At 42.0% G+C, this 16,007-nt stretch carries 17 protein-coding genes; 7 read left to right on the top strand and 10 right to left on the bottom strand.

Annotated elements, in window-relative coordinates:
- Window positions 1–58 precede the first annotated feature (58 nt).
- Window positions 59–1,615: a transcriptional regulator TyrR gene (gene tyrR / locus CKO50_RS05355; RefSeq protein WP_095727391.1), complete on the top strand. Its 1,557-nt coding sequence runs from the start codon at window positions 59–61 to the stop codon at window positions 1,613–1,615.
- Between the two features lie 24 nt (window positions 1,616–1,639).
- Here the strand turns inward: tyrR and CKO50_RS05350 are convergent, their stop codons facing one another.
- Window positions 1,640–2,191, bottom strand: coding sequence for a hypothetical protein (locus CKO50_RS05350; protein WP_095727322.1), 552 nt, complete (start codon window positions 2,189–2,191; stop codon window positions 1,640–1,642).
- A 163-nt stretch (window positions 2,192–2,354) separates the two neighbouring features.
- On the opposite strand from CKO50_RS05350, the gene CKO50_RS05345 reads away from it, so the two are divergent.
- A complete protein-coding gene (locus CKO50_RS05345) occupies window positions 2,355–2,888 on the top strand; it encodes an acyl-CoA thioesterase (protein ID WP_095727390.1) in 534 nt (177 codons plus the stop codon).
- 74 nt (window positions 2,889–2,962) lie between these two features.
- On the opposite strand, the gene CKO50_RS05340 is transcribed toward CKO50_RS05345, so the two are convergent.
- Window positions 2,963–3,613: an OmpW family protein gene (locus CKO50_RS05340; protein ID WP_095727321.1), complete on the bottom strand. Its 651-nt coding sequence runs from the start codon at window positions 3,611–3,613 to the stop codon at window positions 2,963–2,965.
- 259 nt (window positions 3,614–3,872) lie between these two features.
- Between CKO50_RS05340 and dapE the strand changes: the two genes are divergently transcribed.
- The 3 genes from dapE (at window position 3,873) to CKO50_RS05325 (ending at window position 6,541) form a co-directional block, all read left to right on the top strand.
- Window positions 3,873–5,054, top strand: a complete 1,182-nt coding sequence (dapE, locus tag CKO50_RS05335) for a succinyl-diaminopimelate desuccinylase (protein ID WP_095727320.1) — start codon at window positions 3,873–3,875, stop codon at window positions 5,052–5,054.
- A gap of 155 nt (window positions 5,055–5,209) precedes the next feature.
- Entirely contained in the window at window positions 5,210–5,656 is a 447-nt protein-coding gene (locus tag CKO50_RS05330; protein WP_095727319.1) for an Hsp20 family protein, read from the top strand.
- 216 nt (window positions 5,657–5,872) lie between these two features.
- Window positions 5,873–6,541: a hypothetical protein gene (locus CKO50_RS05325; RefSeq protein ID WP_095727318.1), complete on the top strand. Its 669-nt coding sequence runs from the start codon at window positions 5,873–5,875 to the stop codon at window positions 6,539–6,541.
- Between the two features lie 56 nt (window positions 6,542–6,597).
- Here the strand turns inward: CKO50_RS05325 and CKO50_RS05320 are convergent, their stop codons facing one another.
- Genes CKO50_RS05320 through CKO50_RS05310 form a run of 3 tightly spaced genes read right to left on the bottom strand, consistent with a single transcriptional unit; the run spans window position 6,598 to window position 9,304 of the window.
- Complete coding sequence (locus tag CKO50_RS05320) at window positions 6,598–7,119, bottom strand: hypothetical protein (RefSeq protein WP_095727317.1); 522 nt, start codon at window positions 7,117–7,119, stop codon at window positions 6,598–6,600.
- Window positions 7,116–8,294 (bottom strand): peptidyl-prolyl cis-trans isomerase, encoded by a 1,179-nt coding sequence (locus CKO50_RS05315; protein ID WP_095727316.1) that lies wholly within the window; start codon window positions 8,292–8,294, stop codon window positions 7,116–7,118. Before CKO50_RS05315 ends, CKO50_RS05320 begins: the two co-directional genes overlap by 4 nt.
- Complete coding sequence (locus tag CKO50_RS05310; RefSeq protein ID WP_095727315.1) at window positions 8,294–9,304, bottom strand: phospholipase; 1,011 nt, start codon at window positions 9,302–9,304, stop codon at window positions 8,294–8,296. Before CKO50_RS05310 ends, CKO50_RS05315 begins: the two co-directional genes overlap by 1 nt.
- Before the next feature lie 216 nt (window positions 9,305–9,520).
- On the opposite strand from CKO50_RS05310, the gene CKO50_RS05305 reads away from it, so the two are divergent.
- Together CKO50_RS05305 and CKO50_RS05300 are read left to right on the top strand one after the other, a co-directional pair.
- Complete coding sequence (locus tag CKO50_RS05305) at window positions 9,521–10,336, top strand: MipA/OmpV family protein (RefSeq protein WP_095727314.1); 816 nt, start codon at window positions 9,521–9,523, stop codon at window positions 10,334–10,336.
- Entirely contained in the window at window positions 10,326–10,724 is a 399-nt protein-coding gene (locus tag CKO50_RS05300) for a DUF3019 domain-containing protein (RefSeq protein WP_095727313.1), read from the top strand. Before CKO50_RS05305 ends, CKO50_RS05300 begins: the two co-directional genes overlap by 11 nt.
- A gap of 25 nt (window positions 10,725–10,749) precedes the next feature.
- Here the strand turns inward: CKO50_RS05300 and CKO50_RS05295 are convergent, their stop codons facing one another.
- From CKO50_RS05295 to CKO50_RS05275, 5 genes are all read right to left on the bottom strand, one after another.
- Window positions 10,750–12,309, bottom strand: coding sequence for a cryptochrome/photolyase family protein (locus CKO50_RS05295; RefSeq protein WP_095727312.1), 1,560 nt, complete (start codon window positions 12,307–12,309; stop codon window positions 10,750–10,752).
- Window positions 12,309–13,613: a DASH family cryptochrome gene (locus tag CKO50_RS05290; RefSeq protein ID WP_095727311.1), complete on the bottom strand. Its 1,305-nt coding sequence runs from the start codon at window positions 13,611–13,613 to the stop codon at window positions 12,309–12,311. The genes CKO50_RS05295 and CKO50_RS05290 overlap by 1 nt, the downstream gene beginning before the upstream one ends.
- Window positions 13,614–13,672: 59 nt before the next feature.
- Window positions 13,673–14,185, bottom strand: coding sequence for a hypothetical protein (locus CKO50_RS05285; RefSeq protein WP_095727310.1), 513 nt, complete (start codon window positions 14,183–14,185; stop codon window positions 13,673–13,675).
- A 146-nt stretch (window positions 14,186–14,331) separates the two neighbouring features.
- A complete protein-coding gene (locus CKO50_RS05280) occupies window positions 14,332–14,802 on the bottom strand; it encodes a hypothetical protein (protein ID WP_095727309.1) in 471 nt (156 codons plus the stop codon).
- A gap of 209 nt (window positions 14,803–15,011) precedes the next feature.
- Window positions 15,012–15,791 (bottom strand): delta-class carbonic anhydrase, encoded by a 780-nt coding sequence (locus CKO50_RS05275; protein ID WP_095727308.1) that lies wholly within the window; start codon window positions 15,789–15,791, stop codon window positions 15,012–15,014.
- Window positions 15,792–16,007 lie beyond the last annotated feature (216 nt).

Raw genomic sequence — 16,007 nt, 5'->3', positions numbered from 1 at the left:
GGCCAGCTATTCTTAGAGTATGATCTCGTCAATTGTGAAAACCCGCTTTGAGGAACAAATGCGTCTAGAGATACATTGCGCTGACCGTATTGGTATTGCCCAAGAAATTCTCAATATCTTGGTGAGTTACCGTGTTGACTTGAAAGGTATAGAAGTCGATTCAGTAAATTGTCGAATGTACGTGAGCTTTCCACCCATCGAATTTGAACAGTTTCAGAAGATTATGCCTGAGATACGCTTAATTGATGGCGTTGAAGATGTTCGTACCACAGCGTTTTTACCGTCAGAACGTGAACATAATGAGCTGAACACTTTGCTCAGTGCGTTGCCAGATGGTGTAATTTCTATTGACGCTAAAGGCTGGGTACGTCATTGCAATGACGCAGCTTGCCGCGACCTTAACATGGTTGAAAAGGAAGTGATTGGTGCCAACATTAATAACCTTTTGAAAGGGTTTAACTTTACCCGCTGGTTAGAAGGTAAAGAGGTGTTAGGCCAGACAACCCGTGTAGAAGTGGGCGGTGAAGATTTTATTGCTGATATTTTGCCAATTTCGGTGCCTCAAGGAGTCGAAGGTGATGTATTAGCCGGTGCGGTGATTAACATTAAATCGCAGTCGCGATTAGGGCAGCAAGTCAGTGCGTTTCGTCGTTACGGTCAAGAAAGTTTTGCGACGATTCATAACCACAGCACAGCCATGCGTAGAGTCGTGCGTGAAGCCAGAAAAATGGCACAGCTAGAAGCGCCAATTCTGATCACAGGTGAAACTGGTACGGGTAAAGAGCTATTGGCTAGAGCATGTCATTATGCGTCTAACCGTTCGTTAAAGCCGTTTATCGCGCTTTCTTGCGCTTCGCTGCCAGATGATGTTGCCGAATCTGAGCTGTTTGGTTATGCAGGCTATGAAGAAAATGCAGCGCCAAAACGTGGTGTATTAGAACAGGCTGATGGTGGCACGGTATTCCTTGACGAAGTGGGTGAAATGTCAACCCAGTTACAGACTAAGTTACTGCGTTTTTTACAAGACGGTACATTCCGTAAAGTCGGTGACGAGAATGAAGTTAAGGTTAATGTTCGCATCATAGCTGCAACGCAAAAAGATTTACCAGCAATGGTGCAAGAGGGCGTATTTAGAGAAGATCTCTACTATCGCATTAACGTGCTAACGCTTGAAATTTCTCCGCTGAGAGATAGAAAAGCAGATATCGGGCCTTTGGCTGAGCATTTTGTACAAAAATATGCCCAGCAAAATGGTCATCCAGCGCCAACACTTGCTAGAGAATGTATTGAGTTTTTAGAGAATTACCCTTGGCCTGGTAATGTGAGGCAGCTAGAAAACGCCATTTATCGTGCGGTCTCGTTGCTTGATGATAAAGAACTTCGTACTGAGCATCTAAACTTACCGACCTTTACCCATGACTTAGGTTATTTGGAGTCTGATTTTGAAGGGACGTTAGACCAAGCGGTGAAGCGATTTGAAGCAACCTTGTTGCGCAAGCTTTACCCCGCTTATCCGAGCTCAAGGCAACTGGCTAAACGTTTGGGATTAAGCCACACAGCCGTTGCCAACAAGCTGCGTGAGTATGGGATAAATAGAAAAACAGTCAAAGTATGATCTAAAGGCCACGCAATGTGGCCTTTATGATTTAGTTCCCATGTCTTTTGTCACGCCATCTACCTTAATATTCTTAATGCCATCTTCTTCAAAAGAGAGTGTGATACTCACGTTATCTCGCGCAAAGAAGTAATCTATCCCATTTACCGTTAAAACGTAATTACCCTTTACAGAGTCGCTAAACTCTTTTTTCACAAGAGAGATTTGATGATCTGCAATTTGCCACTTAAATTCAGAAATAAAACCTTGATTGAACTCTTGGATCCACACTCGGGTATCGTCTTTACTCAGTGTAATGGCAACAGAGTAAGACTCTGGTAGTTCAGACATGTCATAGAGACTCGCACCGATACGAAACTGTTCAGTCTGTTTGTTCCAAGCAAAACCAAACTCAAACGCTTTCTCTACACCGGTTGGGTAGGTTAGCGCGCCTTCTCCTTTAAAATCAAAGTCTGCGTAACACATACTGGAAAAGGTAAATAAGGTGGAACAAGTAACAAGGGATAATTTCTTCATTGACTTCACTTCAGCTATTTTACTTAATTTGAGATTCGGCAATGTAGTAACCGAACTCATTGTTTTTAAGCTCTGGTTATTAATCTAGTTTACCGACAGCATTACCGCAACTAAGGGTCAAAGTAATACGTCGGTTATAGACACAAGCGTAGCAAAATAATCACTTTAGAATATGAATTGCTATGCTAGAATCGAAAAATTATTAACTGGTAAGACCATCGTTATGAATTTATATTTTCGTTTACTACTGCTGTTTTGGAGAATAAGGCAGAATAAACAAACAGCAGATTCCATTTTGTCTCCGATAGATATTGAGTACCGTGCCCTGCCAAGCGATTGCGATATCAATATGCACTTAACCAATTCACGATACCTCGCATTTATGGACTTAGCACGCACTTGGATGACAGAGCGAGTTGGGTTATTTGCAGCTGTGATGAAACGCCGCTGGTTCCCGATTGTTAACGCAACAGCGATTACTTATATTCGCGATATCAAGCCGCTGCAAAAATTTACCATTACCACTAAGGTGGTGGGGTGGGATCATAAATACTTTTACATTGAACAGCGCTTTCATTCTAAACGTGGGCTGCATGCAATTGCTTATGTGCGTGGGGTATTCAAGCGTAAAAGCGGGGTGGTTGCGGTCGAAGAGATGCTCGAAGTTGCAGGGTTTAACGGTGAAGCACCTATTTTATCTCCTGAGATTATGCATTGGAAAGCCATGTTAGAGGCAAAGAAAAACAGTAATCTATAAACTATAAAGGCCACATCAGTGGCCTTGGGGATTGAGAAAGTAACAGTAAATCTGTGATTTAAACCATTTAGGTGTTAGAACTTATATTTCACACCGAACATGGCCACAACAGGGTCTAGCTCAACGTCAGATGTCAGTGCCTCTACACCGTTAGCGTAAACTGTTGCATCGGTATTGATGTCAATTTTAGAGATCATGCCGTGCAGGCCCCATTTTTCATTTAAGTCGTAGTTAAAGCCGATTTGTAATGCAATACCAAAAGAGCTATCCAAATCAACTTCTACGTCGTTAGTCTTTAGTGTTGCTTTTAGTGCAGCACTTGGCTCTTCATCGAAGAATACTGTGTAGTTTAGACCTGCGCCGATAAATGGGCGAAACTTAGCGCTTGCATCAAAGAAGTGATACTGTGCAAGTAGTGTTGGTGGCAAGTGTTTAATGTCTGCGATTTCAGCTCCTGCTAAGCCACCAGCACCGTCAACTGTGTGAGTAAATGGTGTTGCCGCAACCAGTTCAAATACAATGTTATCGCTGTAGTGGTAGTCAAGCGTGATACCTAGCTGAGTATTTGAGTCAGCAACTAGACCAAGAGAGTTATCTTGATCAATGGCAGAAGCCGAATTGTCAGGGTTTACGTTAATAGCACCAACATTAACACTGAAGTTTGCGTGTGCGAAGGGAGCAGCAACTAGCAGAGTAGATAAAAGTGCAGCGCTTAAAGTTTTCATTTTCTTCTCCTAACCCTATGTGAGGACATTTTTAAACTGTGAAACAGTGTGTGTTTTCAATGAAGCCATCTTAAAAGGGTTCAAAAAATGAAAAACTGTTCTAGATCAATTTTTAAATTGTAAGGTTTCAGAAATTTTTGAAAGTTTGATTTAGATTAAGTTTTCTCGATGTCATTAATTTGCATTAAAACTGCAATGCTGTGGTCAAAGTTTCGTCTTTAAATAATTGCTAGATTTCACCTACAAATCATTCTTAGTTATGTCACTAGCAACACAATATCAAGATCTTAGCTTATCTTACGTCACAGAGATATTAACGCACTTGATCCAAGCGCCCTCAGTTACGCCGTGTGATGCAGGCACTATCGCGTTTATGTCAGAGCAACTCGCCGCGCTGGGCTTTACTATTGAGCAGTTTGAGGTGCAGGGAGTAAAAAACTTGATTGCAAGTTATCGTTTCTCTTTGGGGCCTACTTTTGCTTTTTCTGGTCATGTGGATGTCGTGCCTGCAAATAATAAAGGCTGGATTGTGCCACCATTTCGTGCGCAGATTATTGATGGCGTGATGTATGGACGCGGTGCTGCGGATATGAAAGGTGGCGTAGCGGCAATGCTTGCTGCAACCAAAACATTACTACAGCATCCTGAAAAATTACGAGGAAGCTTTTACTGGTTGCTCACTTCTGACGAGGAAGGTGAAGCGGAGTTTGGTTCCAAATTGATTGCAGAGCGATTAGCTGAAAATGGCATCGAGCTAGACGCTTGTTTGGTTGGTGAACCGACTTCACACCAAGTGGTAGGAGATACGGTCAAAAATGGTCGTCGAGGGGCGATTTCTGGGCGTATTCAGGTTAAAGGAAGAGTGGGGCATGTGGCTTATCCAGAACAAACGATTAATGCAGCTCACATCGCAGGCCAGTTGGTTAGCCAACTCGCGCTTTTACCTTGGTGGAAAGACGAAGCGGGATCGCAAACCACGCTGCAAGTCACTGGGATCACAGTACCAAATATCGTGGATAATTTAGTGCCAGCAGAGTGTGAAATCACCTTTAATATTCGTTACAGCCATGCTTATAAGAGCCAAGAAGTTGTGCACTATATTCAAGAGTCACTGGCTAAATTCGGTGCCATGTTAGCGATCAGTTGGGAGCGGCCTTGTGAGTCATTTTATACCGGTGCGAAGCAAGAAAACTGTTTCTTAACGCTGGTAGAACAAGCAATTCAGGAAACAACGGGGCAATATCCGAGTTTAAGTACTGCAGGCGGCACCTCCGATGGTCGCTTCTTTGCGACCGGAAAAACGCAAGTGATCGAATGCGGGGTAAAGAATGATTCAATTCATCAAGTGAATGAACATGTATCCCTCAGCGATCTACATGCCATAGAAAAAATATACTTATCTGTTTTAAATAGATTTTTTAAAAAAGTTGAAAATTTTTAAAAGAATTTTCTTGAAAATAAATTTGCTGACCATAAATAGCTTTATGAGGACGCCGACAGGGCCTCATAAATTAAATAACCATTTGTTTTAAAAGTGCTTATTGGTTCTTTTTGAAGAGTGAGCACCTATGTATAGCTTTAAGAGGATACAAAATTATGCGTACAGTAGATTTATCACCATTATATCGTTCATTTATCGGTTTTGATCATTTAGCTTCTATGATGGATGCTGCTGCAAGAACAGATAAACAACCTAGCTATCCACCATACAACATCGAAGCGCTAGGTAAAGACAAGTACCAAATTACCATGGCTGTTGCAGGGTTTTCCGAGCAAGAGCTAACACTGGAATCAGAAAACAATACGTTGACCGTAAAGGGGCAAAAGCAAGCGACTGAAGAAGCCAACGAGCGTAAATTTATTCATCAAGGGATCGCCGAACGCGGATTCGAGCGCAAATTCCAACTTGGTGATCATGTCAAAGTATTAGGTGCAGACTTAGCGCACGGCTTACTGATTATTGACCTCGAGCGTGAGATCCCAGAAGCACTGAAGCCAAGAAAAATAGAAATTGGCTCGGGCAACTTGCTTGAAAGCAAGTAATATTAAGCGAATTTATTGATTTCCAACCCGCCGCCGTCAGGCGGCTTTTTTGTCTAAGCGCTGATTTTGCTCTGTATGTTTTGTATTTCATCCACTTACATTAAAGAAGACTAAGCTGGGTTATTGGAAGTGAATTTAGTACTGTTTAGGTTATCTGTGTAGTGTTTTTAGCTTGTTACTTGTATGGTAGAAGAAAATATTGCGTTGAGATAAAGAATGGAATTAAAAGATAAGCTGATATTGTTGTTGAAATCAGGTGGGTTATCGTTACTCATCGCGGGTGGATTTTATATCTTATTGTTTCACATGTCTGCACAGTTTCATCATCAAGTGCCGTTTTCTCCTTTTTCGCAGGATACAGGTGTAAACGCAATGCTAATTTATAGCTTCTTGGTTTTTCTATTTAGTGCCATTTTTAGCTATTTCTTTTTGAAAATGCATGCTGCCCGTCATGATATGCATGTCGATGGCTTAGTTCTAAGCATCAAATATACACACTTAGTACTTTGGGGAGGCATTGTCAGCATTGCGATTTACATCTTATTACACATGAATCAACATGTTTTAGTGTTAAAACAAGCCAAAGACAGCCACACTTCAGCTCAGCAACTTGAAGCGTTGGTTTCTTATCTGCCTGAAAGTGGCGATGTGATAGATCTTGCGGTTGCGCAAAATCCCGCGACGGCACCAAACACGCTAACTTACTTGAGTCTAAAACGAGACTTTGCTACGCACCTTGCACTTGCTATGAATCCAAGTACTCCCAAAAAGGTGCTAGAAGAAATTATTAGCTATTATCACGGAGGACAACAAGATGTAGTCCTCAATGCGGTGATGAAAAACCCTAATGTGGCCAGCGGCAAGGTTCAGCTGCAGGTACGTTAATCGTTTTGTTCTGTGACTGAACGTATGGGAGACAGAAGTAAAGCCACTGCCTAACTTTATTTGTTATCACGTTCGCTCAATTCCGTACGTAGTTTACTTTGCATGTCTTTAAGTGCTGTGATTTTATCTCTTGCTTCTTGTAACTGTTGCTGTGGTAATCCCTCTTTAATCCCACGTGCTAGCAGCGTTTCTATTTGTTCTACTTTGCCATCAACAGCCGTAATATACTGTTGTTTTAGCTTGGTGTCTTTTTGATCCAAATATGCTTGGTAAGCTTCGGTATCCGACAAATCGCCATGAAAATCATCTATTTGCTTTTCGGCTTGGCTTATTGGTGGCAGATATTCAGGTTCCGTGATTGGCTTAACGGCTTTGCGTGAGGTCTCGGCATTTGGTTTGATAGCAGTATAAGTATTGATAGGGGGATTTAATGCTACAACTTTTTCCTCTTGCTCAGGCTCAGCCTGCGAGGGGGCGTTATATGTGGGGTTTTGCCAACCTATGTTGGCAAAACGCAGTGTGAATACAGCGATCACTACTCCAAGGAGTATGACAATCAATGCTTGCCAGTACTTCATATCACTGCTCCGTTGTTTGCCGCTTTCCAAGCCATATAATCTCGCTCGAATTTGTGCTGAGCAAACTCTTGGGTCAGTGCCCGCAGTGCTTGGTAGCGTACTGTTTCACTTTTCACATCGTAGTAATCATATACCGGTGACTGACTATACAATACTAGCCACTCGCCACTTGGCGTGCGAATACTAGGCGTTATTTTGCCATGTTGGTTACTAAACGCCAGTTGTGTTTCCCATTTCGGCGTGCTTTGGCGCGTCAGTGGGGTGAGTTGAGCCTGCCATATTAATATAGGGGTATATTTAGCGATGGCTTGTTGCCATGAGTGTGCATTTGCATAATCATTAAATTGCTGTGCGGCTTTTTGTTCGGGAAATTTCGCTGCGCTCGCACTGATTTGCTTGATGTATTTAAACCGCTTCTTATGACGCTCATAATATTTCGTGATAGCACTTTCTGGAATTTCACTTCTCAGAGTATCAACATACTGGCTCGTTGCACCATGCATCTCTTCCTTAACACCAAGAAATGCCAACATGCTCGGCCTCAATAGCTCTGCGGTTATCACTTGTCGCAACTGTTCTATTGTCAGATCTTGCTTTGTCACATAAGGTTTTGCGGCGATAAATAGCGCTTGTTGATTGAGATGTTGATTGACAATGGCTTGTAGTAACGCGAGTTCTCCTTGGTGAAGTTTAAAGCGGTTTTGCATTGATTGGCTGTGTAATACTTGAGCAAGAGTCAGTGGCGCTGATTTTGTTAGTTGCAGCTGTTGCCATTTGAGTAATTGCTCAGCAGTGTATTGCCCGTCAGCGGGGTACTGTCCTAGTAAAGACAGCATCTGATCCTTATCAAATACCAAAGGGTAGCGTTTTTTTTCAAGCTGAGTAAGTGCTGGGAACCAATGCAAGAGTGCGCTCGCGAGAAACTTATCGACGTGATATCGAGTGCTGAAACTAACGTTAGATTGGCGTTCCAAAATAGTTGGATTAAGTTGCTTCGCTTGGAATAGTAAGAACTGGTTTTCAAGTAACTGCGCTGTAGTTTGCTTTTTAGATAGCGTTCGGCCTTGCTCAAGGTAGAGTTGATGAACTAATGGCGTTACTGCTTTAGGTATACTTGGTGAGGCAAAGCTTGGTAAGCAACAACTGCTTACCAAGAGAAGTAAAACAAATCGCATTATCTCACGTCCATCGCGTGATTAAGTAAGTGAACAACCATCGCTATCGCATGTGGGATCACTTGTTTTCCTGTATTTACGCGGTCGTAATGATCCTCAGAATTCAATACGATGCCACCTTGCGAGTAGGAGAAAGCGCCACCTTGTGTTAGTAGTGGGCGGATATCTGCTGAGTTAGTATCAACTGCACTAAAACTATTCATTGCTTGCTTGACCAAAGTAAAGTCATTTAATGATTCTTGATCATAATAGTCTTTCACCCAAGACTCCCAGCTAGCATGATTCAGATCTGATGTTGTCCAAGTATGATGCGGTTGAAGTAAGTCCGTGGTGTGAAATACAAAACCGAGTACTTGTGGATTCCCGCTTTGCACATAACTTTGGTACCAATACTGACCTAAGTTGTCAATCGGTTGAAAAGGCATTTCTTCAAAATCATCGTACATGCTGTACGTTGAGTGACTATCAATACGATAGTGTTCTTCTGTGATCCCATAACTATCGTATTCAGTATCATCAGCGCTAAACCATCCAGTTTCGCCGCCATGACCATCGTCTAAATAATCGCCTTTCAGCCAAGTGGCCGCCATGGAATCAACAGAGCCTGATACGGTAAGTTTTTGATAATTGTAACCACCGAAGTCATTGCCGTGAGTATCAGCACCTTGAGTGTGATTCTGAAAGTGCCAATAACTTGTGTATTTCACGATGCTTTCAGCCGCACCCCAAAGCGGCGCTTGTACACAGTCACCAGTAATGGCACCACAAAAAAATGTATCTTCAAAATCATCGACGTCATAAGCCGCTTGACCTAGTAAGTTGGCAAGCTCCGATACAGACATACCGTTAGCTTGAGCGTAGGCTTGTAGTTTTGCATATTGTGTTGTCGCCGGGTTTTGCGCCATGTAGTTCACAGCGTCGATTACGATACGCTTATGAGTCTCTTGACTAAATGCGTGGCTTTGACCTGTTGCGACTACCAACGCCAAAGGGAATAAATATTTTTTCATGAGTTGCCTCTATTAATTTTAATTTATGTGAACGCGAATTTTTCTGTTTAAAGCAAAGTACGTTATTTCACATAATTTATGTGAAATTTTCATTAAAATAAAGTTAAATTATGTTTGGGTTAAAAATTGGAGAAGATGCTTGTTGGTCACAAATGGGTCAGGTATGATCTCGGGAAGAATTTAGGCATATCTGCGCTAAACGAAACGAATGGAACTATGAAAAAACTACTTATAATAATCAGTTTATTGTTACCGTTTTATGGAATTTGCGAAGAACAAAGTGACGAGCTTGATGACAAGTTTGCTTGGCAGCTGAGTGTTGGTGCCTTTTATGTTGATATGACAATGCCTGCTTTGATTGGGACGGACTCGACATTCAAACATGGTACTTTTCTAGTCGATGCAAAGATAGAGTATAAAAACTTTTACTTGAATACCCACTCAGGAGATTTCTTTGGCGGCTCGGATGTTGGCTACCAAATTATCAACAATGGTGAATGGGGAATTGATGCCATTTATGGCAGTTATATGTTGCCTTTTTCTGAACGCGGTTACTACGATACCAACGATGTGGTACCTGAGCTAAGAGGCATTCGTAAACGCGAGCAAGATAACTCAATGGGCTTTTCCTATTATCGCCATATCGGTGAATTTCTTGCTATTGCTGAAATAGTCTACGATGTTTTTGGTGATACAAACGGTTGGGTTTTTCACTTCGAAGCGACACGTAACTTTGAATTGAGGAACTGGGATTTATGGCTTAACTTTGGCGCTAACTATTATTCTAGTAATTTTTATAATTACTTCTATGGTGTTTCAGAAGCTGAAGTCAATGACTATTTGACTCCCTATAAACCTGGTGCTTCGGCCTCGACGTTTGTGCAGATGCAACTAAATTATCCAATTGCAGAAAATTGGGTGTTTAGCACAGGCGCATCGTGGTTAGTTGGTTCTCAAGATTCGTTAAATAGCCCCTTAGTTCGCTCTCGCCACGCCAGAGTATTCTTTACTGGGGTGAAATATGTCTTCTAAATTAATCACATGGACAGTGTTGTTTCTGGGGATTTTGTTGAGCCATCAGCTCCGCGCCGAAGAAACTAACTCAGTGGGAATACTTCATGCTGTACCGAGTAAGTGTGTTGCCCTGAATCAAGGGAGGACTTGTTATGCGGACGTCAAAGTAACGGTAAATGCACCGACGGAGGGGGACTATTGCATTCGAGAGAGCTTGTCGAAAAAGATCCTCCAGTGTTGGGCCAAAGCGGATACTTTTAAATATGAGCTAGACTTTAGTTCGGATGAAAGTTTGAGCTATGAGCTCATCTCAAAGCAGTCTCGAGATGTGCTAGCTGTGACCACTATTGAGGTGAATTGGGTTCACAAAGTAAAAACCAAAAAAAGGCGTTGGCGCCTCTTTTAATGTTAAGGCTACATGCGAGCGTAGCCTAAAGTTGCTCAATGTTATCTAAACACCACTGAGCCCTTGCGAGCACCTCTTGCCGTGTTTTCTCATCTTGTTTTTGCCAATTTCGATAGATCATACCAATACGGTGGTTATTGGCAAACTTATCCTCATGGCGGTGCATAAAGTGCCAATAAAGGCTGTTTAGTGGACAGGCATCATCACTAGATTTTTGCTTGACGTCGTAGTGGCAGTGTTGGCAGTAATCACTCATTTTTTGCATGTAATTACCGCTTGCAGCGTAGGGTTTAGTTGCTACTATGCCGTGATCAGCAAATTGTGTCATGCCTCTCGTGTTCGGCATTTCTACCCATTCAATGGCGTCGATGTATATACCTAAATACCATTCATCCACTTGAACTGGGTGAATTCCAGTCAACAGGCAAAAGTTTCCCGTGACCATTAATCTTTGAATGTGGTGAGCGTAGGCGTAATCTAAGCTTTGAGTGATGGCTTCACTTAGACAGCGCATCTTCGTTTCTCCATGCCAAAAATAGCTCGGTAGGTTACGCTGAGCAAGCAAGTAATTTTTATGGCGGTAGTCTGGCATATTGAGCCAATAAACTGCTCTGATATATTCTCGCCAGCCCAATATTTGCCTAACAAACCCCTCAATTTGCGCAATATCAATTTGTGAGTTGTCTTGGTATGCTGCGATAGCAGTGTCGATAACGTGTTTGGGGTGAAGCATCTTTGCATTGAGCGCAAAAGAGAGTCGTGAGTGATACAATGTCCATTTGTCGACACTTTTACAGGTCATTGCATCTTGAAATTGACCGAACGAAGGCAATAGGTGTTCACAGAAAAAGGCCAAAAGATCTTGAGCTTGCGCACGGGTAGTCGGCCACAGCAATGATTTTTCGCTGTTACCAATGGTCTTCACTTTATGCCGCTCAATCCGCTCTACAATGTCACTGACATCGTTGGTAAAACAAAGAGGTTGTGGGATAGCGTCGATATCTTTTTGCTTGAGCTTGTTACGGTTTTGACTGTCGAAATTCCACTGCTTGCCAAGCGGTTCACCGTCGTCCATTAATACATTAAAACGGCGCCTGAGCTTGCGATAAAAAAACTCCATTGTGGTGTGTTTTCCTGGCGTTAAGTAGTCACCTAGCTCTTCGTATGGGACTAAAAAATGCTCAGTGTCATAGCAACGAACCTGTAAATGGTCGAACGTTAACTCCATCATTTGCTTAAGTAAGCGATATTCATCAGGCCGTTGATAGTCAAAACTAGACACCTGATATTTATCACATAAATGAGCGATTAAAGCGGGGAGATCCGAATATGCCAGAGTCTCATCGAGGGTGAGATATAGCACATGGAATCCTGCTTTATCTAGCGCGATGGCAAAATTCTCCATGGCTTTGAAGAAAGCACATATTTTTTGTATGTGGTGTTTGGTGTAGTTGGTCTCTTGTTTAAGTTCTACTATCAGATAAAGATACTCTGCTTTGTCATCAGCAAACCAACTATGTTTGGCGTTGAGTTGGTCGCCAAGAATTAATCTGAGGCCTTTATATTGAGGTTTTTGTGATGTCATTAGTTGTCTTCCAAAGGCCAACCAACATGATCTTGGCTGTCGAGTTGTAGATTGGCTTCTCCTTGCCACAATTTTATATATTCACCGTTTGGATCAAATAGTGCTTGTTGCTTTGTGATATTGAAATGGCGACCGCCACGAGGATCCGCTCCAACACCAGCGATATACTGCCAATTTCCCCAATTTGCCGCAACGTCATAATCGATCAGGTGTTGCTCGAAAAAAGCGGCGCCATAGCGCCAATCTAGCTGTAGCTCGTTAACACAGTAGCTTGCTGCTATCTGTCTTGCTCTATTTGAAATCCAACCGGTTTTAGTTAATTCGTGCATAATGGCATTGACCAGCGCGTTGGGCGTTCGACCTTGACACCACTTTAAAAAGCGCTCTGGATAGAAACTGGTTTTTGGTGTTTTGGCTTTGACGCCTGAAAAGCAAAATAGCGTGTGTTGATGTTTTAGGGCATACCAATGAAAGTACTCACGCCACAACAGTTCAAACCAAATCCAATAGGTTGATTCATTTGCGCCTCTTTGCTCCTCAAATTGAGTAAGTGATTGCTTGATCTGTCTAGGACTGATAGCGCCAGAAGCAAGTATTGGACTAAACCGAGTGGAAAAATGCTCACCGAACAAGGCATTTCGAGTTTCTTTGTATTTGAGAGCCGCATCTGTTTGGAAGTATTGTTGTAGCTGTTGCTGGGCTTGCGCTTCGCCTGCGGCTACTTTGATGCTGTATGAAGAGTTTGCTTTAAATTCAGCTAAATCTAAAACCCGCTTCGGTCTTGGTGGAAGCTTAGCGGTTGCAATAGGTGAATTAGGTTCAATTTCCTCTACAGCTTTGCGAAATGGCGTAAAGCTCGGTGGCAGTTCACTGATTTTGAGTGGTAGTGTATCTGGTTCAAACAGCGTACTAGAATAAGCGCTAACGTATTGAATGTAAGGAAAGTTATCTTGTAATTTTAACCAAAGCTTTTGTTCATCGAATCCTGGATGAGCTGCGCGGCCAATATGAGTTACCTGCTGTGTATGAATAATCTCAGTCAGTGCTTTGAGCTGAGCTGTGTCAGGTAGCATATACAGCTTCTGTTGTTGTGACGTTAGTGATTGATGCAAGGCGTTGAGCGTCTGATTGCGATAACATTCGACGGCAAAAGAAGTTGAGCACTGCGCTTTGCGAGCCGTCCAAAGGTTTATAGTGGGTAGATAAATGCAGATAAGTGTATCAACTTGAGACGCCAGTGTTGTAAGTGCGGGGTTATCACTAAGGCGGCAGTCGTTTTCAAATAAATAGAGTCCTACTTTCACGTTTATTCTTAACAGTCATGAACGAATAAGACTCTATACGTAACAATCAGCTAAATTGCTCAGTTAGTTTGGCAAGATTCTATCAATGTACGCAGATGGGCACCAACGTCTTGTGTTTTGGTTTGGCCTTGCTCAAGTAAGTGGCTCGCTTGCTGTTTTAGTTCCGCCAAATCATACTGCTCGAGCAAAGTTCTTAAATATCTAACTGTATCAGCACCTTGCTGAAGCAAATCAGGAAATTGTTCGATGGAAATTTCCTGCTGACTTATGCGAGAAATAGAATTGAGTAAGTCGCTTAAATTTGCACTGTCTTGCAATGCGCCTTCAATCGCAATAAGCGAACCCATCGGATCGGCATCCAGATTATTTGCAACGCAAGCTGCAACACTACCTACCTCTGCTGATGCTTGTACTGACTCAATTCCTTTATTACGGATCTGCTCAACCACTTGTTGTAGCTCTTGATGTTCAGATAAGTATTGTGCCTCGATTTGGGCTTTAGAGTCTTCTAGCATATCGCATGCAGTAAGTGAGGCGACCATAGTAGACGCAAAGGCAATCGTTCTTAGCATTTTATCACTTCCTATATAGATTTTGTGAAAGTCTAATAAGCTAAAAACTAGAAGTCACGCAGAGTTTGGTTTTGTAATCTCAGCATGACTTTGGTCTTAGATTGATGTTTAGTGGTTGCCGCTATTTCTTCGCTTAGCAGCTCTAATTAGTTTGCTTGTTGCTGCGCTCTTCTGAACTCCTGCAGACCAACAATATTTGTTTTCTTGAATAATTCAAAGCGCAGCATATTTTCGATGAGTAGCAGTGCTTTGTTCCAAGCATTTTTTGCTGCCGCGGCAAAATTTCTGCCAAGATGACTTTTTAGCGTTGCTGTAAAGGTAAACAACAAGACACTGATATCTTTTTCTGATGCTCCCATAAACAACAGTGTGCCGCGTTGTTTTTGTAGGTAACGTAATAAGTTTGACTGCTGTGGGATACGCATCACACAATTTTGCACAAAATCAAATATTTGATGCTCCCAGATTATGAGTTGCCCCACATTTGTTGGAATTTGCATGCGCAAATCGTAATGTTGGATTTGATTGTGCCAAGAAGTACAAAAGCCATGGAAATTCGGACGAATACTCGCAAGCGTTTGAGTTAAAAGTTGATATTGATAGGGAGTAATACTCATAGACGCCTCTTCAAACTGATGAAGAGCGGATCCTTTGCTCAAAAACAAATAGCCTAAGATTGAGTATAGCTGTTTTTTTAAAATGCGAGACCTTTTAAATTTTTTTGTGAGATTTTTCTTACATTGCAGCAGTTAATTGGATTTCAATATGCTGAATCTAGCTATAGTAGGCCGATATTAAGCAACGGCCTACGTTTATTTAAAAAATATTAGTGCTTAATTGGTGAAAGTAACTGTGGATCTGTCACGAGTTTACGAATGTTATGAGCATGGTCCTCTTCAAAAGCATTGTTTTTACACCAACGCGCGAGACTATTAATATCAACTTTGGCACAGCTTGGGCGCACACTCCAGCTTACTTGTAAAGGTGAACACTGTTGGTTGTTATAGCTAGGTCCTGTGGTTGAACCTAAAAACTCAACTGGTTTGCCTGTATTGCTTGGTAGAACACCAGCTTGATGATAGCCGCCAACTTGGCCTTGATAATCAAGCTCAGTGAAGTCTTGCGCATTCTCATCATTAACTACCAAAAACACCTGAGTTTCGACGCGTAGATTGGGGTTGGCGCAGCTGTCATTTAAGCAAGCTCCGAGTGTCGGACCGGGTTTTACATTACAAGAGCTATGAACCCAGTGTACTTCAATTGTATCGCCCGGCTTTACATTGTTACATACTTTATCTTCTACAGGAGCAAGCTCTGCTGAGGTAAGATTTGCAGTTGCATTACATTGGAATCCACCATACTTCGGGTCATTGGAAGCGACAGAGAAGTCTTTGGCTTTATGTTCTGCATTTTTGTGAAAATGGATATTACATAGATTGAGTTTTTCTTTTGGTGGAGCCATAGCAAAAACCCTTTTGTTGTGACCTTGCAAACTATCAATATCTCTCGGTGTTTGCGGTCCAGCCGATTCACATTGCGTTGCAAACGCTTCGAAACTAAGTATAGACAGCGCTGTCAATTTGCTTGATTTTACAATCGTTCTCATTTGGCTTTCCTTTCTTTTGTGATTTTATTGTCCCCAATTATGGATCAAATATTTCTTTTTTGTTACAAAAAAATGGAAGAAAATGGAAGGAAACTAAACTGGACCGATGAGTAGGGCGTCATGGTGTTGTATGTGAAAAGTAAAATACCTGATTGCATCCCAACAATGAGCTGAAACGTCAGAAGATAGTTCTAAATCAAGGTTGCTATCTAGGCA

Origin of the sequence: Pseudoalteromonas sp. HM-SA03, from assembly GCF_002289345.1 — a bacterium.
GTDB lineage: Bacteria > Pseudomonadota > Gammaproteobacteria > Enterobacterales > Alteromonadaceae > Pseudoalteromonas.
Note: the sequence above shows the minus strand (reverse complement) of the source record. Positions and strands in the feature narration are given on the sequence as shown.